The organism is Bacillus infantis NRRL B-14911, assembly GCF_000473245.1.
In the GTDB taxonomy this organism is placed as follows: Bacteria; Bacillota; Bacilli; order Bacillales; family Cytobacillaceae; genus Bacillus_AB; species Bacillus_AB infantis.
Genome location: NC_022524.1, coordinates 3,864,076 through 3,885,984, shown reverse-complemented (window position 1 = coordinate 3,885,984; position 21,909 = coordinate 3,864,076). Strand labels below are relative to the sequence as shown.

Genomic DNA, 21,909 nt, shown 5'->3' with positions numbered 1-21,909 from the left:
GAATTTTGCCGAAAATATGATAGTATGCAATTAAATGGGTGATCAGCCTGTGAGTTTGGATAGAAACGATTGGGTGGTGCAGAATTTGCTGCTGAATTTTTACTGGTATCCGAAATGCGGGACATGCCGCAAGGCCAAAAAATGGCTTGAAGAAAACGGCGTTCCTTACCATGAAGTACATATTGTCGAAAATCCTCCTTCACGCACTGAGCTTGAAGATGCTTATAGAAAAAGCGGCCTCGATATTAAAAAATTCTTTAATACGAGCGGCCAGAAGTACAGGGAGCTAGGTTTGAAGGACAAGGTGAAAACCATGTCCGACACAGAGCTGCTGGACTTGCTTGCATCTGACGGAATGCTGATAAAGCGGCCTTTGGCATTCGACGGCCAAAAAGCGACAGTCGGTTTCAAAGAAGAGGATTTTGCTAAAACATGGCTTTAAGGCATCATCTGCTATTTCCTTTATAGCGAAGGCTTAAGCCCGGTAAAGAACTAGAATCTTGGAGGGATTATTGTGAGCAGCATACCTAAGGAATTGCGTTACTCAGAAGAACATGAATGGGTAAAAGTTGAAGGAGAAAAAGTACGGGTCGGCATTACCGATTTTGCTCAATCAGAGCTCGGGGACATCGTTTTCGTTGAGCTTCCTGAAGTCGGGGACAGCATCACGGTAAATGAGCCTTTTGGAAGCGTTGAGTCTGTAAAGACTGTATCTGAATTATATGCTCCAATCAGCGGCAAGGTGGTTGAAATCAACGAAGAGCTGAATGACAGCCCTGAATTTGTAAATGAATCTCCTTATGAAAAGGCCTGGATGGTTGTTGTTGAGCCTGCAGACAGCAGCGAAGTGGACAAGCTGATGACTGCTGAACAATATGAAGAGATGACCAACGAAGATTAAAAGAGATAAGCGCCTGCTGCAGGCGCTTTTTATGCTTTCTCTTTCCGTTATTTTCTTACTTCACTCAATGTAATTAATTTCCCATAGTTTCTTTCCATTAGAAGGGCATTCTATTGTTAAGAAAGTAAAAAAGGTGGGATTCTAATGACACTGAAACAGCAAAAGATCGATATTACCGATCGGGTCACAGGAAGACTGAAGGACGGTAAGCTGGAGCTTTATCTTGGAAATGAGATGATCGGGGAAGCGCCGATGCCTGAAGGTGCTTCATTTACCCTTGATCATCACTTTGAGCAGAATGAACAGAAAATCTACCAGCATATTACTTCAACAGAGCAGCCGGAAGCCCGTTATACGGACTGCGATGAAGGCGGCTGGTGCTAAAGAAAGCAGCGGGCATTGCCGCTGTTTTTTTTGCAGAAAAAAGGGTAAATAAGGATCTGCCGGCTCTTTTATGGGCGGATTTTGATCAGGCGGAATGCGGGGATGGCGTTTTTCAGCAAGTGACCGCCTGCCCGTTTTCCGAAAGCAAGGCAGGAGTTCAACACCATTTTGCCGAACATAGAATAAGGTAAAGTAAAAATATCAACTCCCGTCAGGTGATGAATATGCATGCAGAAAACATAGAAAAGGTAATTATTGTCGAAGGCACTTCTGATAAGCGCAAGGTTAAGAATATTATTAAGGAGCCTGTTGAAATCATTTGTACGAACGGGACAATCAGCATAACCCGCCTGGATGAATTGATTGACGAATTATTTGACCGTGATGTTTATATTCTGGTGGATGCAGATGAATCCGGCGAAAAGCTGAGAAAGCAGTTCAAACGGGAATTCCCGGAAGCAGCACATCTTTATATTGATAAAATGTACCGGGAAGTGGCCACTGCACCGGAGCAGCATCTTGCAACGGTTCTGCTTGGCGCCAATATAGACGTATATGCTGAGTTTTTAGATAGAGGATGATGGGGTTGCAAGAACTGATGCTTGGGGATTTGGAACGGTATGAAAAAGACAGGGAGACATGGATGCTCTATCTTTACACACCGATGTGCGGAACATGCCAGATGGCTGGACGGATGCTGGAAGTGACCCTTGAGGTACTCCCGGGAATTGAATGCAGAAAGGCAAACTTGAACTATTTTCCTGACCTGGCCGGCAAGTGGTCAGTAGAAAGTGTCCCCTGCCTGCTATTTTTCCGGGAGGGAGAGCTGGCAGAAAAAATATACGCATTCCACTCTGTTCCATACCTGCTGGAAAAAACAAAAGAATATCTGCTGTAAATAATAAAGCCTGTACTAGAGGGTAGGACACCCGGCTGGTACAGGCTTTTTACTGTTTGCGCATCTGTCCGCGGCCAGTGTCCAGGGATTATCATGGTCAATGGATAAAATGTTCCGGATTATTTAGCAGAAAAACCAGAAGATTCAAAGGAAAAGGATGGATTTTTTCTCTAAACGATATTATGATTATTTAGGGAAACGAAATAAATGCGAGGGGCATATAAAATGGCTTTTTATCAGGAATGGGCTGAACAGATCCGCGGGTATAACAGTAATATACGCCGGGCTTTTGCAGCCAATATTTTCACGCAGATCGGAATGGGCATTTTTATGGTCATTTATAATTTTTATATACGGGAGCTTGGCTATTCAGAGCAGGTGAATGGCCAGATCATAGCGATGACTGCATTGGCGACAGCCCTTGTGCTGATCCCCGCAGGCATTATGAGCGACAGGATCGGCCGGAAGAAGGCTATGCAGTTCGGGGCTGCTGCAACCGGTGTGATTCTGCTTGCCAGGAGCATGGTTGACATGCAGAGCCTGCTTATCGTGTTTGCCTTTGGCACAGGGCTGGGGACGGCCTTCATTCAGGTATCCTCCATTCCCTGGCTGACAGAGAATTCCAAGCCAGAGCAGAGGGTTCATTTGTTCAGCATCCATTTCGCTGTTATGACAGGAGCCAATGTCATCGGCAACTTAAGCGGCGGACTGCTGACTGACTTGTTTGCTTTTTATTTCTCGGAGCTGGCGAGCATACGGTTTACTTTACTGCTGGGAGGAGCCATCTATCTGGCGGGAATATTTCCGATACTCCGCTTTCAGGAAAACCGGAGCGATAAAATCCCGCAAATCGGCGGAGCTAAAGGAAGCAAACGGTTTTCTCTGAAGGATGATGGTTTCAAGATCATCATCCTGTTCGCTGCAGCACAGCTGTTTATCGGATTTGGGGCAGGGCTTGTCATACCTTACCTGAATCTATATTTTGCAGACCGTTTCCATGCGTCGAATTCTGCAATCGGGCTGATTATTTCCCTCGGTCAGGCAGCTACGGCAGCGGCCATGATCATTGGTCCCCAGGTGGTAAGGAGGATCGGGGAGGTAAAGGCAGTCGTTTTCCTGCAGCTTTCCTCCCTGCCTTTCCTTCTACTGACTGCTTACACAGAGAATTTATGGCTGGCCGCCATTGGCTTTCTATTCAGGCAGGCTTTAATGAATGCGGGAAATCCGATCCAGATGTCTTTGATGATGTCGAAGGTGGATGATTCCAAAAGAGGCCTGGCCAGCTCGGTGAATCAGATGGTGTTCAATCTGGGCTGGGCAGTGATGGGCCCTGTCTCTACAGGCCTTGTCATCAAATACGGAGACTATTGGGGATATTCTATTGTCTTCACCATAACTGCAGTCTTATATTTAATAGGCTCTACATACTTTTTTGTCGTATTCAGAAGGCTTTCAGAGCCTTCTGGAAGAACAAATACAGCAAAGATTGTATGATAAGCGGATATTTCTCGGGAAATTGTCATAAGCCTTTCTATTTGTCGAACATTCATAGAAATATAAAACTGAACTTTCTAAAAAATCAGTTGACTCTTTTTTGCTGGTTATGATACTATCATTTTAACTTCAAGCACGCTAAAAATTTCATATTTCTTATCAAGAGAGGTGGAGGGACTGGCCCGATGAAACCCGGCAACCGGCAATAGAACGGTGCTAATTCCAGCAGAGCATGATCTCTGGCAGATAAGTTGAGCGAAAAAGCCCCTCTTCTGCAGAGGGGCTTTTATTGTTACCAGCAGTGATCCGGCATAATGAAAATATCTGATAACCCGAAGGAGAGATAACAATGGCAGAGAAGCAAAAGAACTATCGATTTGAAACACTTGGTGTACATGGAGGACTGCAGCCTGACCCTGCAACAGGGGCAAGGGCAGTGCCGATCTATCAGAATAATGCTTATCAGTTCCAGAATACAGAGCACGCCGCCAATCTGTTCGGCTTAAAGGAGCCGGGCTATATCTATACAAGAATCCATAATCCGACAGTTACTGTATTTGAGGAAAGGGTCTCACTGCTTGAAGGCGGCGTAGGGGCACTTGCTGTTGCAAGCGGCCAGGCTGCCATCACTCTTGCCATCCTGAACATTGCCCAGGCCGGAGATGAAATTGTAGCAGCTTCAAATCTTTATGGAGGGACATATAATTTATTTGCCGTCACTCTTCCTAAATACGGAATCAATGTAAAGCTGGTCAATCCCGATGACCCGGAAAATTTCAGGGAGGCCATCAATGAAAAAACAAAAGCTGTATTCGCTGAAACAATCGGCAATCCAAGCTTAAAGGTCCTCGATATTGAGAAAGTGGCGGAAATTGCCCATGAAGCAGGTATTCCGCTGATAGTTGATAATACCTTTGCCACTCCATATCTCTGCAGGCCGATTGATTTTGGGGCAGACATCGTAATCCACTCAGCGACAAAATGGCTGCTGGGAAATGGGACGACAATGGGGGGCGTCATAGTAGACGCAGGTCGTTTTGACTGGAATTCAGTCAAATTCCCTGGCTTCACCAATCCGGACCCAAGCTACAATAACCTGGTGTACAGTGAAGCAATCGGCGCGGCAGCTTTTATCGTCAAAGCCAGAGTCCAGCTGCTGAGGGACCTGGGGCCAGCACTTAGCCCGCAGAACGCATTCCAGTTCACTCTCGGTCTTGAAACACTGCATGTGAGGATGAAGGAGCATATCAGCAATACAAAGAAAGTGACAGAGTATCTAAAGAATCACCCTGCTGTGACCTGGGTGCTTTATCCGGGGGATGAAGGCCATCCTGATAAGGCACTTGCTGATAAGTATTTGCCTAAAGGAGCCGGAGCTGTGGCTGTATTTGGAATTGAGGGAGGCAGGGAGGCCGGTGCCAAGCTGATCAACAGCCTGGAACTGTGGGCGCATGTAGCCAATGTCGGCGATGCAAAAAGCCTCATCATCCATCCTGCCAGCACCACTCACCAGCAGCTTGATTCAGAAGGCCTGAAGTCAGCAGGGGTGCCGGAGGATCTAATCCGCATTTCTGTTGGCATAGAAAATGCCGAAGATCTCATCGAGGACCTGGAGCAGGCAATTGAAGCCGCAACCGGAAGCCATTCACTGGCAGGGAAGGTGTGAACTTCAGGATTCAGCCGGTAATTTTTAGAATTAAACTTTGTTGTTGACACCCTTTTTCATCCATGATACGATAGCACTCGTAATTCAAAAATGGCTAATGAATGAAAATGAACTTCATATATGATAGCTCTTATCAAGAGAGGTGGAGGGATGTGCCCGATGAAGCCCGGCAACCGTCAATGTTTATTGAAATGGTGCCAATTCACACAAAGCTTTTAGCTTTGGCAGATGAGAGAAAGGTTTTTCCATCATGCCTTTCTGCTCACATGCAGAAAGGCATTTTTATTTTTACAGAAAAGTCTCCTGTCTTGAAGCCATGGAATAATCTTGCCCTGGTTTCAGGAAACTACTCTTATGGGGATTGGCAGGATGATATATCTCTGTAAAGCCATTTGTCTAATTGGATATAAAAGAGGTGAATACGGCAATTGATTTCAATAAAAGATGTTAAAAAGATATATTCGTCAAAAAAAGGCCCGGTCAAAGCAGTTGATGATGTCAACCTTGAAATCAAGGAAGGTGAAATCTTCGGAGTGATCGGCTACAGCGGTGCAGGGAAAAGCACCTTGATCCGGATGCTGAACGGGCTTGAGCTTCCCTCAGAGGGAACGGTTACGGTAGCCGGCAGGGAGATCTCAAAAATCAGGGGTGCGGAGCTGCGCAAAGCGCGCCAGGAAATCAGCATGATCTTCCAGCACTTTAACCTTCTCTGGTCAAGGACCGTAAGAGACAATATTGCATTCCCGCTGGAAATTGCGGGGGTTGCGCGCCAGGAAAGAGAAAAAAGAGTAAATGAGCTCATCAACCTTGTCGGCCTTGACGGCCGTGAGGATGCTTACCCTTCCCAGCTGAGCGGCGGGCAGAAGCAACGCGTCGGGATTGCCAGGGCGCTTGCGAATAACCCGAAGGTGCTTCTGTGCGATGAGGCAACCTCGGCGCTTGACCCGCAGACAACGGATTCCATTCTGGATCTGCTAGTGGACATCAACAGCCGCCTGGGACTGACCATTGTACTTATTACTCATGAAATGCATGTAATCAGGAAGATCTGCCATCGGGTAGCTGTCATGGAAGGCGGAAAGGCCGTGGAAATCGGCCCTGTCCTGGAAGTGTTTAAAAATCCGCGCGAGCAGATCACAAAGAGATTCGTCCAGCAGGTCACAGAACCTGAGGAAACAAAAGAGACTGCAGAGGCCTTGCTTGGATTGTATCCGCATGGAAAAGTCGTACAGCTGTCCTTCGTCGGGGAATCGGCTGAACAGCCGCTCATCACGAATCTGATCCGTTCCTTTGAGTTGACAGTTAATATCCTTCAAGGGAAAATCTCGCAGACTCAAAACGGCTCTTATGGAACATTGTTCATCCATCTAGATGGGCAGGCTGACGAAATTGCCAAAGCGATTGAATATATCCATGCACAGCAGGTTGGCGTGGAGGTGATTTCGAATGCTTAATGAATTTTTCCCAAATGTTAACTGGGATAAGATGTGGGAAGCAACGAATGAAACGCTTTATATGACTGGCATTTCTGTACTGGTTACATTCGTATTGGGGATTGTGCTCGGCCTGCTGCTTTTCCTTACTTCCAGGGGGAACATCTGGCAAAATGCACTCATCAATAAAATTATAGCGGCGTTTGTCAATGTATTCAGGTCCATCCCGTTCATCATTTTAATCGTATTGCTGATCCCGTTCACGAAATTCCTTGTGGGCAGCATGATCGGAGAAAATGCCGCCTTGCCTGCACTGATCATCGGTGCGGCACCATTTTATGCCCGTATGGTTGAAATTGCTTTGCGGGAAATTGATAAAGGCGTCATTGAAGCAGCCAAGTCAATGGGTGCAAGAACGAGCACAATCATCTTTAAGGTGCTCCTCCCTGAATCCATGCCGGCTCTTGTATCGGGCATTACTGTTACAGCCATCTCGCTTGTGGGCTTTACCGCAATGGCAGGAGTCATCGGTGCAGGAGGACTTGGGAACCTTGCTTATCTGGAAGGCTTCCAGCGGAACCGCTTTGATGTAACCTTGATGGCGACCATCGTCATCCTGCTGATTGTGTTTATCCTCCAAGTAATTGGAGATATCATAACTTCTAAACTAGACAAACGATAAAAGGAGACTTAACTAATGAAAAAATGGTTATCACTTGTATTGGCACTTGCCGTAGCGCTCGTCATTTCAGCATGCGGAACATCTGAAGATAATGCTGACGGCGGAAATGCGGACAGCGGGAAAGAAGAAACATCCAAACTGGTTGTGGGAGCTTCCAATGTCCCGCACGCTGAAATTCTTGAAGAAGCTAAGCCGCTTTTGGAAGAAAAGGGCATTGAACTTGAAGTCGTAACATTCCAGGACTATATCCTGCCTAACCAAGCATTGAATTCCGGAGAGCTTGATGCAAACTATTTCCAGCATATCCCGTACCTTGAAGCGCAAATTGAAGAAAATGACTATGATTTCGTCAATGCAGGCGGAATCCACATTGAGCCGATCGGTGTGTATTCAAAGAAATACAAGAGCCTTGATGAACTTCCAGACGGTGCGAAAGTCCTGATGAGCAATTCAGTTGCTGATCACGGCCGTATCCTGACTATGCTTGAAAAAGAAGGCCTTATCACGCTTAAAGAAGGCGTAGATAAAATCAAGGCAACAATTGACGATATCGAAACGAACGAGAAAAATCTTGAGTTTGATACAGAATATGAAGCTTCCCTCCTTCCGCAGATCTACAACAACGATGAAGGCGATGCAGTTCTGATCAACTCTAACTATGCTATTGATGCAGGCTTAAACCCAATTGAAGATTCAATTGCAATCGAAGACAAGGAATCTCCATATGTGAACGTCATCGCTGTTAAGAGCGGCGACGAAGATAAAGAAGCGGTTAAGGCACTTGTCGAAGTGCTCCACTCTAAAGAAATCCAGGATTTCATCCTTGAAAAATACGAAGGTGCAGTCGTTCCTGTATCTGAGTAATAATAGAAAAAGGCAGCCGCTGAGAATGCAGGCTGCCTTTTCCTATGCCAAAAAACAGCCATGTCGAGCCCGCATAGCATTTCTGAAAATAAAACATACTAATGATGTTAAAGATTTCAGGAATGGAGTGGACACGAATGGAGCATTCATACGAACCGTCAAATTCAATCGAAGCAGCTCTTCATGACTATAAAATGGGCCTTGGCACATTTACACAAAAAATGCCGGACCTTGCCCAGCATTATAACGCATTCACTGAGGCATGCTTTAAAGAAGGCAGCCTCTCTCAAAAGCAAAAGCAGCTGATTGCCCTTGGAATCAGCCTGTATTCACAGGATGAATACTGCATTATTTATCATGTGAAAGGCTGCCTTGACCAGGGGGCTAGTGAGGAAGAGGTGCTCGAAGCAGTCGGCGTCACAGCGGCTTTTGGCGGCGGCGCAGCGATGAGCCAGGCAGTCACCCTTGTGCAGGAAGCAATGGATGAATTGAATCAGGGGCAGATGAAGCAGTAAAAGCCAATCTATATGATAAAGCAGCCCTGTCTGAAGCAGGGCTGTTTCCTTTTTTGCATGCGTTATGGACTCTTGGGGGAGAGACAACCTTTATTTGGAAGAATTCAGCCGGAATTGTAAGGATGGCGGAGATGAGGTCCCTTCAAGAGGGGATACCTTAATGAATTATACAAAATGAGGTTTTTTCCTGTTTGAGCGTGGTATAGAAGGAGTGTTACGATATTCCATGAGTAAAATAAATCGCGGAAGCGACAAAATTGAAAGGATTGATTTACTATCAGTCAGCTGGACTTGAATTACACAAGTGAAATGGAAAAAGCGATGCACAGTGCCCACGGTGTCGGCTATGAGGTATACAGCCGGAAACATGATGTAAGGATGAGCGTAGAAAAACGGCGCGAGCAGGACTATCTGAAAAGCCAGCGTATGGTAGCGGATCTGGAAAGAAAAGTACATTCTTAAGAATTATATATAATAAGGAAGAAAAACAGTTGAAACCAGTGTGATGCCGCACTGGTTTTTCTTTTAGTATAAAGCAGTAACAATATAGCCCGTTTTTTCCCTGAACAGTAGGAGCCCGGTCCATACTTATGTTAAACTGAAGGGGCTGCAACTGAATTCATGTACATTGAAAGCTGCTCTGCAGGGAAAAATAGTTTGGACATGCCTGGATTTCCAGTTTTGGATCCAGGGAAGCGGAAAGGGTTTAGCCAATAAAAGTTCTTACCAGATAATTAATACTATCTGCGTGTTGTTAAAGAGTTGCTAACACTTTCTATTTGTTATAAGATTGTAATGAGAATAAAATGAGAATAGAGATTTGCGGCTCTTGCCGGTATATACAAATCTTTTTTATTGACGGAGGTATAATGATGGCTGGATCTACACTTAAAATTAATGATCTTCATGTTTCTATTGAGGACAAAGAAATTCTTAAAGGGGTCAACCTTGAAGTGAAAGGCGGAGAAATCCATGCGATTATGGGTCCTAACGGAACTGGTAAATCAACCCTTTCTTCTGCAATCATGGGACATCCTAAATATGAGGTAACCTCAGGAAGCATTGAATTGGATAACGAAGATGTACTTGAGATGGAAGTGGATGAGCGTGCGCGTGCAGGCCTGTTTCTTGCCATGCAGTATCCAAGTGAAATCAGCGGAGTTACAAATGCGGACTTCCTGCGTTCTGCAATCAACAGCCGCATGGAAGAAGGCAATGAAATTTCTTTGATGAAATTCATCCGCAAGATGGACAGCAAGATGGACTTCCTTGAAATGGATCAGGATATGGCACAGCGCTATCTGAACGAAGGCTTCTCCGGAGGCGAGAAAAAGCGGAACGAAATCCTTCAGCTGATGATGATCGAACCTAAAATCGCCATTCTTGATGAGATCGACTCCGGATTGGATATCGATGCCCTGAAGGTTGTTTCCAAAGGGATCAATGAAATGCGCGGAGAAGACTTCGGCTGCCTGATCATCACTCACTATCAGCGCCTTCTTAACTACATCACTCCTGACCATGTGCATGTCATGATGCAGGGCCGCATCGTTAAATCTGGCGGGCCTGAGCTGGCACAGCGCCTTGAGGCTGAAGGTTATGACTGGATCAAGAAAGAACTTGGCATTGAAGACGAAACTGTAGGGCAAGAAGCGTAAGCGTTAGGGGGATCACGATGACTATTGAAACGAAATTGCCGTTTGACAAAGAGTATATCAGCTCTTTTTCAAAAGAAATGGGTGAACCGGCCTGGCTGACAGAACTGCGTGTGAAAGCTCTTGCTGACGCTGAGACGCTGCCAATGCCGCGGCCTGATAAAACAAAGATCGATAAATGGAACTTTACACAGTTTGAAAAGCATATAGTGGAAAGCGAAGATTTTGGCTCACTTGACAACCTTCCGGAAGAAGCCAAATCTTTGATTGACCTGGATAAAGAAAGCAAGAACCTTTATATCCAGAGAAATAACCGTCCGACACATCTTTCCCTTTCGAAAGAACTGCAGGACCAGGGAGTCATTTTTGCGGATATCTTCACAGCTGCCCGCGAATACGGCGACCTTTTGCAGAAGTATTTCATGAAGGATGGCGTTAAGGTGGATGAACACCGCCTGACAGCACTTCATGCAGCACTCCTGAACGGCGGGGCATTCTTATATGTGCCGCGCAATGTTGAGGTGTCTGAGCCGATCCAGGCGATCTATCTGCATGATGACAAAGAAGCGAATGTCTTCAACCACGTACTGATCGTAACTGAAGATAACAGCAGTGTTACTTATGTTGAAACATACCTTTCAACGATCGATTCAGCAGAGGGTGTTTTCAATATCGTCACTGAAGTGCTTGCAGGAACTAACAGCAGGGTGCAGTACGGAACAGTTGATAACCTTGCAAAAGGAATCACTACGTATGTTAACCGCCGCGGCAGGGCGGAACGGGATTCCCGCATTGAATGGGCTCTCGGGCTCATGAATGATGGAAACACGATTTCCGAAAACGTAACGAACCTGATTGGCGACGGTTCTGTCGGCGATACGAAGACTGTTGTCGTCGGACGCGGTGAGCAGAAGCAGAACTTCACGACAAGTGTTGTCCATTTCGGTAAAAATACAGAAGGCTATATCCTGAAGCATGGCGTTATGAAAGAAAGTGCCTCCTCTATCTTCAATGGCATCGGCAAAATCGAACACGGTGCAACGAAGTCGAATGCAGAGCAGGAGTCCCGCGTTCTGATGCTGAGCGAAAAGGCACGCGGAGACGCAAACCCGATCCTTCTCATCGATGAGGATGATGTAACGGCAGGCCACGCAGCATCTGTCGGCCGTGTGGATCCGACCCAGCTGTACTACCTGATGAGCCGGGGAATTCCGCAGACAGAGGCAGAGCGCCTTGTCATCCACGGATTCCTTGCTCCGGTCGTGAAAGAGCTTCCGATCGAAGGAGTCAAAAAGCAGCTTGTTGATGTGATTGAAAGGAAAGTTAAGTAATGGATTTCAAGAATATCCGTGAACATTTCCCTATTCTGAACCAGGAAGTCAACGGAAGGCCTTTGGTTTACCTTGACAGCGCCGCAACTTCCCAGAAGCCCGTACAGGTCATCGAGGCATTGAACGAGTATTACCGCGGGTATAACTCCAATGTCCACCGCGGGGTGCATACCCTCGGTACAAAAGCGACGGATGCGTATGAAGGTGCAAGGGAAAAGGCCAGGAAATTCATTAATGCCCGTTCGATTGAGGAAGTGATCTTCACGAGCGGGACAACAAGCGCATTGAATATGGTTGCTTCAAGCTATGGAGGAGACAATCTCTCCGAAGGGGATGAAATTGTCATTACCTATATGGAGCACCACAGCAATATCATTCCGTGGCAGCAGGCAGCCAAAAGAGCCGGAGCGGTGCTGAAATATGTCCCTCTTCAGGAGGACGGCACCATTTCACTGGAGGATGTCCGCAAGACGGTTACAAGCAATACGAAAATTGTCAGCATTATGATGGTGTCCAATGTCCTTGGCGTTATGAACCCGATCAAGGACATCGCAAGGATTGCCCATGAGAATGGCGCGATCATGGTAGTGGACGGCGCACAGGCTGCACCTCATATGAAGGTGGATGTCCAGGATCTTGACTGCGACTTCCTTGCTTTTTCAGGACATAAGATGTGCGGCCCTACCGGTATCGGCGTCTTGTACGGCAAAAAGCAGCTTCTTGAAAACATGGAGCCTGTCCTTTTCGGAGGAGAGATGATCGATTTTGTTGATCTCTATGACTCTACCTGGAAAGAGCTTCCCTGGAAGTTCGAGGCCGGCACCCCGATTATTGCAGGAGCCATCGGCCTTGGTGCAGCAATCGATTTCCTACAGGAAGTCGGCCTTGAAAACATTGAAGCACATGAGCATAGGCTTGCCGCATACGCAATGGAAAAAATGTCATCAGTTGAAGGCATGACCATCTATGGACCGAAGAATGCCGGCGAGAGAGCCGGACTTGTAACCTTCAATCTTGATGATGTCCATCCGCATGATGTGGCGACTGTCCTTGATGCTGAAGGAATAGCGGTAAGGGCAGGCCATCACTGTGCACAGCCGCTGATGAAATGGCTGAAGGCTTCCGCAACGGCACGGGCCAGTTTTTACCTGTACAACACGGAAGAAGATATTGATAAGCTTGTTGAAGGACTTGTTAAAACAAAGGAGTATTTCAGCGATGTCTTTTAATAATTTAGATACCCTGTACAGGCAAGTCATTATGGATCATTACAAAAACCCCCGCAATAAAGGGGTTCTTGAAGAAGATAACAGCTTGACGATCAATATGAACAATCCAACCTGCGGAGACAGGATCCAGCTGACGCTTAAGGTTGAGGATGGGAAGGTGGCGGACGCCAGATTTGACGGTGAAGGCTGCTCCATCTCCATGTCTTCAGCATCTATGATGACCCAGGCTATCAAGGGCCAGAAAGTGGAAGATGCCTTAAAGCTCTCAAAGATCTTTTCAGATATGATGCAGGGCAAAGAGTATGATGAAGACTTGGATTTGGGTGATATTGAAGCACTGCAGGGCGTTTCAAAATTTCCGGCACGCATCAAATGTGCGACACTTTCATGGAAGGCCATGGAAAAGGGCCTGAAGGAAGAAGAACAACAATAAACGGCAATACAGGGTCCAAGGCCCTGTCTGCCCTGAATGGAGGAAAACGACGATGGCAAAAAAGATGCCTGAAATCGGTGATTATAAATACGGATTTGCCGATAAAGACGTTTCCATTTTCCGCTCAAAACGTGGTTTGACGAAGGAAATCGTAGAGGAAATTTCAAAGCTGAAAGAAGAGCCTCAGTGGATGCTTGACTTCCGTTTAAAATCTCTTGAACATTTCTACAACATGCCAATGCCTCAATGGGGCGGAGATCTAGCGTCATTAAACTTTGATGAAATCACTTATTATGTAAAGCCTTCTGAAAAGACAGAACGCTCATGGGACGAAGTGCCTGAAGAGATCAAGCAGACGTTTGACAAGCTTGGCATCCCGGAAGCAGAGCAAAAATACCTTGCAGGTGTTTCTGCGCAGTACGAGTCAGAGGTTGTTTACCATAATATGCAGGAAGACCTTGAAGCAAAAGGAATCGTATTCAAGGATACAGATTCTGCTTTGAGGGAAAACGAAGATCTTTTCCGCGAGCACTGGGCGAAGGTAATCCCTCCGACCGACAATAAGTTTGCGGCTCTGAACTCTGCGGTATGGTCAGGCGGTTCTTTCATCTACGTGCCAAAAGGCGTAAAGGTAGATACTCCGCTTCAGGCTTACTTCCGCATCAACTCAGAAAATATGGGGCAGTTCGAGCGCACGCTCATCATCGTGGATGAAGGCGCCCATGTCCACTATGTTGAAGGATGTACAGCTCCAGTCTACACAACGAACTCTCTTCACAGTGCCGTTGTAGAAATCATCATCAAAAAGGATGCGTACTGCCGCTATACGACAATCCAGAACTGGGCAAACAACGTATACAACCTTGTAACAAAAAGGGCTGTATGTGAAGCCAATGCTACAATGGAATGGATCGACGGAAATATCGGCTCCAAGCTGACAATGAAATATCCGGCAGTTATCCTTAAAGGAGAAGGCGCCCGCGGAATGACCCTTTCCATTGCACTTGCAGGGAAAGGCCAGCACCAGGATGCCGGGGCAAAAATGATCCACCTTGCTCCAAATACTTCTTCTACAATCGTATCAAAATCAATCTCCAAGCAGGGCGGTAAAGTAACATACCGCGGGATCGTGCACTTCGGCCGCAAAGCGGAAGGCGCTCGTGCAAACATTGAGTGCGATACGTTGATCATGGATAATCAGTCTACTTCTGATACAATCCCTTACAATGAAATCCTGAATGATAACATCTCGCTTGAACACGAAGCGAAGGTATCAAAGGTTTCGGAAGAGCAGCTGTTCTATCTGATGAGCCGCGGCATCTCCGAAGAAGAAGCAACTGAAATGATCGTAATGGGCTTCATCGAGCCATTTACAAAAGAGCTTCCAATGGAATATGCAGTTGAAATGAACCGCCTGATCAAGTTCGAGATGGAAGGTTCCATCGGCTGATCAAGCTTGGGCCCATCCGGTTATTGCCGGATGGGTTTTTTGCTCTTTTAAAGGCACCTTAAAAGCGGCCTGGCGGTTGTTCTTGTATAATGAAGGCAGGAGTGCTTCGTGGTTTTTCCAGACGTGAAAGAGGGAAAATAGAACGTTACATAGAGAACAGAAAGGAGGCGGCAGCATGATTAATATTGGACTCACAGGCTGGGGGGATCATGACAGTCTTTATAAGAAGGGCATTTCCCCGCGTGATAAGCTGAAGGAATATGCAGCATATTTCCCCATTGTAGAGGTGGATGCTTCTTTTTATGCTGTCCAGCCTCTGAGGAATGCACATAAATGGACGGAAGAAACGCCTGACGGCTTTGAATTCATCGTTAAAGCCTATCAGGGTATGACTGGGCATCAGCGCGGAGAAATCCCCTTTGACAGCAAGGAAGAGATGTTTACAGCTTTTAAGGAGTCCTTGCAGCCTTATATCGCCAAGGATAAGCTCTGCATGGCGCTGTTTCAATTTCCTCCATGGTTTGACTGCCGCAGGGAAAATGTTGATTATCTGCGCTGGTGCAAGGATCAGATGGATGATATCCCTTGTGCCCTGGAATTCCGCAATCAGACTTGGTTCTATCCGGAAATGAAGGACAAGACCTTAAGGTTCATGGAGCAGGAAGAATGGATTCACAGTATCTGCGATGAACCACAGTCCGGCGAGGGGTCTGTCCCGACAGTCATGGAGAGTACCCATCCGGGAAAGGTGCTGGTCCGCTTCCATGGAAGGAATGTGCACGGCTGGCAGAAAAAGAATGCGGAGAACTGGAGGGAAGTGAGATATCTCTACCGCTATAATGAGGAGGAGCTTTCCGGCTGGGCCCCGGCCCTCAGGGAACTGGAAAAAAGCACAAAGAAGGTATATGCTGTCTTTAATAATAATTCAGGCGGGGATGCGGCAGACAATGCACTCCAGCTGGTCGATATGATGGGGATTGAGTATACAGGCCTGGCTCCCCGGCAGCTTGATTTGTTCTAAAATGAGGAGAGGCTTGCACCTCCGTGATGTTCGGCCTGCATTGGCCTGATGGGAAAAGGAAAGAAGGTTTCATCTTTGAAAGAAGTTATCCATATATACCATACAAATGATTTGCACAGCCATTTTAGCCGCTGGCCGAGGATTCACCGTCTTTTAACAGAAAGACGCAAATGGCATGAAGAGGCAGGAGAAGATGTCTTCTTTTTCGATATCGGCGACCATGTGGACCGCTGGCATCCGCTGACAGAGGCTACTGGGGGGAAGTGCAACACAGACCTGCTCAATCAGGCAGGCTGCACTGCTGCTGCCATCGGCAATAATGAAGGAATTACCCTTCCTTTTGACTCTCTTGACACTCTCTATGAGAAAGCGGGTTTTGATGTTATCACCGCCAACCTTTTTTACAAAGATGGAAGGCGGCCGGACTGGGCTAAACCTTATGCAATTTATGAGACTGTAAGCGGACTTAAGGTGGCTGCTGCCGGTGCAACAGCAAACTATGAACATTTCTATGATTTGCTCGGCTGGAAGCTGACAGACCCCTTTGAAGAGCTTCGAAAGGTACTTGCAGAGGTAAGGGGACAGGCCGATATTATCGTCATCCTGTCACATCTGGGCATTCATGATGATGAAAGGCTGGCGGCGGAATTTCCGGAAGCCGATGTGATTCTTGGCGGCCATACCCATCATATTCTGCATGAAGGGAAAATGGCGGAAGGCTGCCTGCTGGCAGCCGCCGGCAAGCACGGGTTTTATGCCGGGCATGTTATGCTCGAAATAGACACGGAAACGAAAACAGTCATCGGCAAAAAGGCGCAGCTGTATGATACAAATGAGCTGCCATCTGCTGATGATGAAGAGCATATCATTGAAAATCTTTATCGGAAGGGAAAAAGCCTCCTTGATGTACCGGCAGCACCTCTGCCAAACGGCGGCATGAGCAAAAAGCAGCTTGCCATTCTTTTGTGTAAAGCACTGCAGGAGAAGTGCGGGGCGGATGCAGCCCTTCTTAATGAAGGCTTGATCCTTGAGGGGCTGGAAAAGAATGAGGCAACTCTGTATGACCTCCATAGAATCTGTCCGCATCCGATCAATCCAAGCAAAGTTGTGCTGACAGGGGCTGAGCTGAAGGAAGTGCTCCGGCATGCACAAAGTGATGAGTGGGAGCAGTTACAGGTCAAGGGACTTGGTTTCCGCGGTACCCTCATGGGAAGAATGATCAGTACCGGTGCAGAAATGGATACTTCGGGGAATATGCAGATTGGCGGTCATGTGCTCGACAATGAAAAAAGCTATTCCCTTGCTATCCCGGACATGTTTACATTCGGTCCCTTTTTCCCTGAAATCCGCAGGGCTGCCGAAAAGGAATATTTCTTTCCCGATTTCCTGCGGCATCTGCTGGAATGGAAACTGCAGCAGCTTCAGTAATATACGGGCACCCTTTTTCTTTTGCTGACATAATCTGTTATGAAGCGAAAGGAGTGGATACTTATGATGGAACTGTCACCTGTCATCATCGACGGCCATACCTTTTTAAGCGTATCCGTTCAGCTGCCGAAAACGACCCTGCTCGCTGTCTCGAGCGAAAAGGGCTATATTATGTGCGGAGCGCTGGACATCGCCCTGCTCAATGAAAAGCTGAAGGACCGGAAAGTGATTGCTGGAAGGGCTGTTGGTGTCCGCACGATCGAGCAGCTCCTGGAGGCACCGCTGGAATCGGTGACCTTTGAGGCTGAAGAACTTGGAATCCATAAAGGCATGATCGGCAAGGACGCCCTGCTGAAAATGCTGTAGAGAGCCAGCCGCAGCAGGCGGCTCTTTTTTTTTCTTTAACGGAGCATTCCACTCCAAATAGAAGCCGAAGATACTTACTTATGCAAAGATTACCATTATCAGTCGTATTTTGTAGAATTTTCTACTATAATGTGGATAGGATGAAGGACGTAAATTGAGACAGAAATGATTGGAGCTTTTATATGAGATTAGTAGCTACCTCATCAGTACATCCGGGGGCCATTCTTGCAAAAGCGGTTTTAAGCGATAAGGGTGTTGTGCTTGTCAGCGACGGAGTGGAGCTTTCGGAGAAGCTGCTTGCAAGGCTCGGGGATCTTGGCGTCACCTATATATATGTAAAAGACCCGAGGACAGATGATATAGAATCCGGCAGCTCGATCGATTCGGCGATGAAAAGGAAAGCGGTATCTTCCATTGAGGAAACTTTTACCCAGATAAAGAAAGGGAACAAGCTGTCAGACTCGATCATTATTGAAAAATCATCGAAAAGCTTTAAACAGATCATCAGGGATCTGGTGCAGCAGATTAATGATAATAAAGATCTGTTTGGCATATTGGCGGACGTGTGTACATATGACAGTTATATTTTCTCCCATTCGCTGAATGTGACGCTCTATTCCCTGGCGATCGGCATAGAGCTGAAGCTGAAGCCGCAGGAGCTGGATATGCTGGGGATCGGGGCTATTCTCCATGATGTCGGCAAAATGAAGGTGCCCTCTGAAATTCTCTTTAAGACGGGAAAGCTGACAGAAGATGAATTTGCAGAAATCCAAAAGCATGCAGAAGCAGGCTTTGAAATTTTGCGCAGGGTACATACATTGCCTCTCCTTGCTGCCCATTGCGCCTTTCAGCATCATGAACGGCTGAACGGCAGCGGCTACCCAAGGAGGCTGGTGGAAGATGAAATCCATCTGTTTGCCAAAATCATTGCCGTCGCTGATGTATTCGATGCCGTCACCTCCAACCGTGTATACAGGGGGGCCATGCTGCCGCATGAGGGGCTCGAGATATTGTATGCAGGCTCAGGGAAACAATTTGATACGGCTGTGGTAGAAGCTTTCCGGCGGTCTGTTGCTGTCTATCCTTCCGGGATGATGGTCCATTTGAATGATGGCAGGTCAGGAGTGGTGGTCCGCCAGAATAAAGGGGTGTCAGACAGGCCAGTCGTCCGCATCCTTGAAAAAGAGGGCCTTCCGGTTGAACCATTCGATCTCGACTTGTCAGAAGAGCTTACCGTGATTGTCACCGGCTGTGAAATGCGGATGCCGGAAACAGCAAATAAAATCTAAGTTTTTCTGCTAGTTCCCCCCTTTGCAGCATACATATAGCTTGTAAAGGGGGGATTTGCTTTGGCTAAATTCGGCGGCCGGCTCCCAAGGAAAGGCCCGCTTCCTTTCCGGTATGTTTTTCTGCTGACTTTTGTGTTTTTTATGTTCTCGACCGCAGCCGGAATATGGATCATCAATAAGGGGCTTGAACCTACCCTGATGAGCTACGCTGACTCTCAGACGAGGAAAATCGCATCGCTGGTCATTAACAATGCCATCAACAAAAAAATCACGAATGTAATGGACCTTGAGGACATGTTTGTTAAAAGCGGCGATGGCTCTGTCATTACCATTAATACTGAAAAGCTTAATCGTGTGAAGGCAGAGGTAACGGAACTTGTTCAGGACAATATAAAAAAATCTGAACAGGGAGACCTCTCATCATTGGAATCATTCACGGACATAGAGATTGAAACAAAGGGTTCAAAATCAGCAAATGGAATCATTTATTATGTGCCATTGGGCCAGGCAACCAAAAATGCGCTCTTGGGAAATCTCGGACCCCGTATCCCGGTCAAATTTAACTCTGTTGGGTCGGTAACTTCTAATTTCATCACCAAAAGAGAAGATCATGGAATCAATAATGTGTACGTGGAAGTGCTCGTCCGCCTGGATGTCCAGGTACAGATTATCATACCGTTTGCCACCAAAATAATCACCGTGCAGGAGGATGTCCCTGTCGCGATAGGAATAATACCGGGAGATGTGCCCCAATTCTATAACGGGGGCGGCGGTGATTCTGCCCCTTCCATTGAGCTGCCTGCTAATTAATGGATTTGCTAAAAAGAAGGGTGCCTGTTATAGTATTATAGAAATTAATATGACCTTATCATATCCGGTGGGGTAGAGGTGCAAAATTCAAGAGTAAGATGTGCGAGGATGACAACGTTGACCGCATCAGAAAGGGAATTTTTGCCGAAGCAATTGACATGTGTCCGCATTCCATTGCTGGGGCTGCTTTGAAGAAGGGCAGCACTGTCATTATAAAGGCAAAGCAGGTATATGCTTAGAAAAGCCTTATAATGGGGAGCTACAGATCGTGATGGAGAAACCTATTACTTAGAAAGAGTAATGATGGATTTTCTATCATTGCTCTTTTTTATTATCTGCAGCTGCACAGCAGCTGAAACTGCATCTTCGTCTGGAAGTTCCCCCCTGTCATCATACAAGGAGGAGGAGAGAAATTGGCAAACACGATATTTTCACTTTTGCCGCCGCTTGTGGCCATTTTAATGGTCGTTCTGACAAGAAGAGTATTGTTATCTTTAGGTGTCGGGATTATAACCGCTGCCTTCCTGCTTGCCGACTTTGGCATCGGGAAAACCCTGAGCATCATCTGGGAGGCCGTCAAAGGCATTTTTGTGGCTGAAGGAGCCCTGAATACCTGGAATGTATATATTATTTTATTTTTGCTGGTTCTTGGCATCATTACCGCTTTTATCAACATTTCCGGAGGAAGCCGCGCATTCGGGGAATGGGCGATGAAACGGGTGAAAACCCGGGCTGGAGCCCAGCTTGTCGGTGCAGTGCTTGGCATCATTATTTTCATAGATGATTATTTCAATGCACTGGCGGTCGGCCAGATCTCACGGCCGATAACGGACCGGCATAAAGTTTCAAGGGCAAAGCTTGCGTATCTGATTGATTCTACATCTGCTCCGGTATGTGTCGTTTCCCCTGTTTCAAGCTGGGGCGCCTATATTATTGCCCTTATCGGGACGATCCTTGCCGGTCATGGGGTGACAGAATACTCGGCATTCTCAGCTTTCATGCAGATGGTGCCGATGAACCTTTATGTATGGACTGCTCTTGCCATGGTATTCATTGTGGCATTCAGGAATATCCAAATCGGGCCGATGAAAGCCCATGAAGAGCGGGCTGTAAAAGAAGGACTGGTTCTGGATCCTGATAAGCCTGCTCCTGGAGAGCTGAAGGATGATCTTCCAACAAGCACAACCGGGTCAGTCGGAGATCTTGTCTGGCCGATCATTGCGTTGATTTTCGGAACAGTCGGCAGCATGGTCTGGACTGGATACACAGCAACAGAGGGAAGCGCAACGATCCTGAAGATCTTCGAAAATACCGATGTAGCGAAATCCCTGATCATCGGAAGCCTGATTGGGCTTGCTCTCACACTGCTGCTGTTCCTTCGCCAGGCTGTCGTATTGAAGGGAGTAAGTGCAGGCGTTTTCGGAAAAGGGATCTGGGAAGGAGTTAAATCCATGCTCCCTGCGGTCTATATTTTGATCTTTGCCTGGGCGATTGTTGATCTGATCGGCCAGCTGGAAACCGGGACCTATCTTGCAGGTGTCGTGGAAAACAGCAATATAAGCCTTTCACTGCTGCCAATCATATTGTTTGTGATTGCAGGGATCATGGCATTCAGTACAGGAACATCATGGGGCTCCTTTGGCATCCTGCTTCCTATTGCCGGCGACGTTGTAGCAGCGACCGATATTTCGCTTCTTCTGCCTGCAATGGCAGCCGTTTTGGCTGGAGCGGTATTTGGAGACCACTGTTCTCCTATTTCAGATACAACCATCCTTTCATCCACAGGGGCCGGGTGCAACCATATCGACCATGTGCTGACTCAGCTGCCGTATGCACTCATATCAGCGCTGATCGCAGCTGTGGGATACCTGGTGATCGGATTTACCGGCAGCACCATTTTTGCTTTAATTTCAGTGGCAGTCCTTTTAGCTGCCTTTGCCTTCATTGCGGGGCGCGGGCAGGGAACATCTGCTGAATTTACAGATTGATATTGAGAGGCATCCCGCATAGGGTGCCTCTTTTTTAATTGCCATTGGAAAGTGCATTCTGAAAAACGATTT

At 46.9% G+C, this 21,909-nt stretch carries 23 protein-coding genes and 3 riboswitches; all 23 genes read left to right on the top strand.

Going from position 1 to position 21,909, the window contains the following annotated elements:
• Window positions 1-85 precede the first annotated feature (85 nt).
• The 23 genes from N288_RS19685 to N288_RS19570 all read left to right on the top strand — a co-directional run bounded on the left by N288_RS19685 (window position 86) and on the right by N288_RS19570 (window position 21,837).
• Complete coding sequence (locus N288_RS19685) at window positions 86-442, top strand: arsenate reductase family protein (protein ID WP_009791494.1); 357 nt, start codon at window positions 86-88, stop codon at window positions 440-442.
• Window positions 443-514: 72 nt separating this feature from the next.
• Window positions 515-901 (top strand): glycine cleavage system protein GcvH, encoded by a 387-nt coding sequence (gcvH, locus tag N288_RS19680; RefSeq protein ID WP_009791493.1) that lies wholly within the window; start codon window positions 515-517, stop codon window positions 899-901.
• A 144-nt stretch (window positions 902-1,045) separates the two neighbouring features.
• Window positions 1,046-1,285: a YusG family protein gene (locus tag N288_RS19675; protein WP_009791492.1), complete on the top strand. Its 240-nt coding sequence runs from the start codon at window positions 1,046-1,048 to the stop codon at window positions 1,283-1,285.
• A 224-nt stretch (window positions 1,286-1,509) separates the two neighbouring features.
• Complete coding sequence (locus N288_RS19665; protein WP_022544356.1) at window positions 1,510-1,866, top strand: toprim domain-containing protein; 357 nt, start codon at window positions 1,510-1,512, stop codon at window positions 1,864-1,866.
• Window positions 1,863-2,183 (top strand): thioredoxin family protein, encoded by a 321-nt coding sequence (locus N288_RS19660; protein ID WP_009791489.1) that lies wholly within the window; start codon window positions 1,863-1,865, stop codon window positions 2,181-2,183. The genes N288_RS19665 and N288_RS19660 overlap by 4 nt, the downstream gene beginning before the upstream one ends.
• Before the next feature lie 225 nt (window positions 2,184-2,408).
• Window positions 2,409-3,677 (top strand): MFS transporter, encoded by a 1,269-nt coding sequence (locus tag N288_RS19655; RefSeq protein WP_022544354.1) that lies wholly within the window; start codon window positions 2,409-2,411, stop codon window positions 3,675-3,677.
• 153 nt (window positions 3,678-3,830) lie between these two features.
• Window positions 3,831-3,930: riboswitch (SAM riboswitch) on the top strand.
• A gap of 96 nt (window positions 3,931-4,026) precedes the next feature.
• A complete protein-coding gene (locus N288_RS19650) occupies window positions 4,027-5,343 on the top strand; it encodes an O-acetylhomoserine aminocarboxypropyltransferase/cysteine synthase family protein (protein ID WP_009791487.1) in 1,317 nt (438 codons plus the stop codon).
• A 127-nt stretch (window positions 5,344-5,470) separates the two neighbouring features.
• Window positions 5,471-5,578, top strand: a riboswitch (SAM riboswitch).
• A 193-nt stretch (window positions 5,579-5,771) separates the two neighbouring features.
• Window positions 5,772-6,797 carry a methionine ABC transporter ATP-binding protein gene (locus tag N288_RS19640; RefSeq protein ID WP_009791485.1) on the top strand — a complete coding sequence of 342 codons (1,026 nt, stop codon included), beginning with the start codon at window positions 5,772-5,774 and terminating at the stop codon, window positions 6,795-6,797.
• Entirely contained in the window at window positions 6,790-7,458 is a 669-nt protein-coding gene (locus N288_RS19635; protein ID WP_009791484.1) for a methionine ABC transporter permease, read from the top strand. The genes N288_RS19640 and N288_RS19635 overlap by 8 nt, the downstream gene beginning before the upstream one ends.
• A 15-nt stretch (window positions 7,459-7,473) precedes the next feature.
• Window positions 7,474-8,322 (top strand): MetQ/NlpA family ABC transporter substrate-binding protein, encoded by an 849-nt coding sequence (locus N288_RS19630; RefSeq protein ID WP_009791483.1) that lies wholly within the window; start codon window positions 7,474-7,476, stop codon window positions 8,320-8,322.
• Window positions 8,323-8,459: 137 nt separating this feature from the next.
• A complete protein-coding gene (locus N288_RS19625; RefSeq protein ID WP_022544352.1) occupies window positions 8,460-8,837 on the top strand; it encodes a carboxymuconolactone decarboxylase family protein in 378 nt (125 codons plus the stop codon).
• Window positions 8,838-9,128: 291 nt separating this feature from the next.
• Window positions 9,129-9,299 (top strand): hypothetical protein, encoded by a 171-nt coding sequence (locus tag N288_RS25245; RefSeq protein ID WP_156917020.1) that lies wholly within the window; start codon window positions 9,129-9,131, stop codon window positions 9,297-9,299.
• Window positions 9,300-9,709: 410 nt separating this feature from the next.
• On the top strand, window positions 9,710-10,495 hold the full coding sequence (gene sufC / locus N288_RS19620; protein WP_009791479.1) for a Fe-S cluster assembly ATPase SufC: 786 nt from the start codon (window positions 9,710-9,712) through the stop codon (window positions 10,493-10,495).
• 17 nt (window positions 10,496-10,512) lie between these two features.
• A complete protein-coding gene (sufD, locus tag N288_RS19615; protein ID WP_009791478.1) occupies window positions 10,513-11,823 on the top strand; it encodes a Fe-S cluster assembly protein SufD in 1,311 nt (436 codons plus the stop codon).
• Window positions 11,823-13,052, top strand: a complete 1,230-nt coding sequence (locus N288_RS19610; protein WP_009791477.1) for a cysteine desulfurase — start codon at window positions 11,823-11,825, stop codon at window positions 13,050-13,052. The genes sufD and N288_RS19610 overlap by 1 nt, the downstream gene beginning before the upstream one ends.
• Complete coding sequence (sufU, locus tag N288_RS19605; RefSeq protein WP_009791476.1) at window positions 13,042-13,485, top strand: Fe-S cluster assembly sulfur transfer protein SufU; 444 nt, start codon at window positions 13,042-13,044, stop codon at window positions 13,483-13,485. The genes N288_RS19610 and sufU overlap by 11 nt, the downstream gene beginning before the upstream one ends.
• 52 nt (window positions 13,486-13,537) lie before the next feature.
• A complete protein-coding gene (gene sufB, locus N288_RS19600) occupies window positions 13,538-14,935 on the top strand; it encodes a Fe-S cluster assembly protein SufB (RefSeq protein ID WP_009791475.1) in 1,398 nt (465 codons plus the stop codon).
• Between the two features lie 175 nt (window positions 14,936-15,110).
• Window positions 15,111-15,956 carry a DUF72 domain-containing protein gene (locus N288_RS19595; RefSeq protein WP_009791473.1) on the top strand — a complete coding sequence of 282 codons (846 nt, stop codon included), beginning with the start codon at window positions 15,111-15,113 and terminating at the stop codon, window positions 15,954-15,956.
• A gap of 75 nt (window positions 15,957-16,031) precedes the next feature.
• Window positions 16,032-17,384, top strand: coding sequence for a bifunctional metallophosphatase/5'-nucleotidase (locus N288_RS19590; protein WP_022544351.1), 1,353 nt, complete (start codon window positions 16,032-16,034; stop codon window positions 17,382-17,384).
• A gap of 63 nt (window positions 17,385-17,447) precedes the next feature.
• Window positions 17,448-17,750 (top strand): YunC family protein, encoded by a 303-nt coding sequence (locus N288_RS19585; RefSeq protein WP_009791471.1) that lies wholly within the window; start codon window positions 17,448-17,450, stop codon window positions 17,748-17,750.
• Between the two features lie 182 nt (window positions 17,751-17,932).
• Window positions 17,933-19,039 carry an HD-GYP domain-containing protein gene (locus tag N288_RS19580; protein WP_009791470.1) on the top strand — a complete coding sequence of 369 codons (1,107 nt, stop codon included), beginning with the start codon at window positions 17,933-17,935 and terminating at the stop codon, window positions 19,037-19,039.
• Between the two features lie 60 nt (window positions 19,040-19,099).
• Window positions 19,100-19,849: a sporulation protein YunB gene (yunB, locus tag N288_RS19575; protein ID WP_009791469.1), complete on the top strand. Its 750-nt coding sequence runs from the start codon at window positions 19,100-19,102 to the stop codon at window positions 19,847-19,849.
• 65 nt (window positions 19,850-19,914) lie between these two features.
• A riboswitch (Lysine riboswitch) is annotated at window positions 19,915-20,119 on the top strand.
• A 143-nt stretch (window positions 20,120-20,262) separates the two neighbouring features.
• Window positions 20,263-21,837, top strand: a complete 1,575-nt coding sequence (locus N288_RS19570; RefSeq protein WP_022544350.1) for a Na+/H+ antiporter NhaC family protein — start codon at window positions 20,263-20,265, stop codon at window positions 21,835-21,837.
• Window positions 21,838-21,909 lie beyond the last annotated feature (72 nt).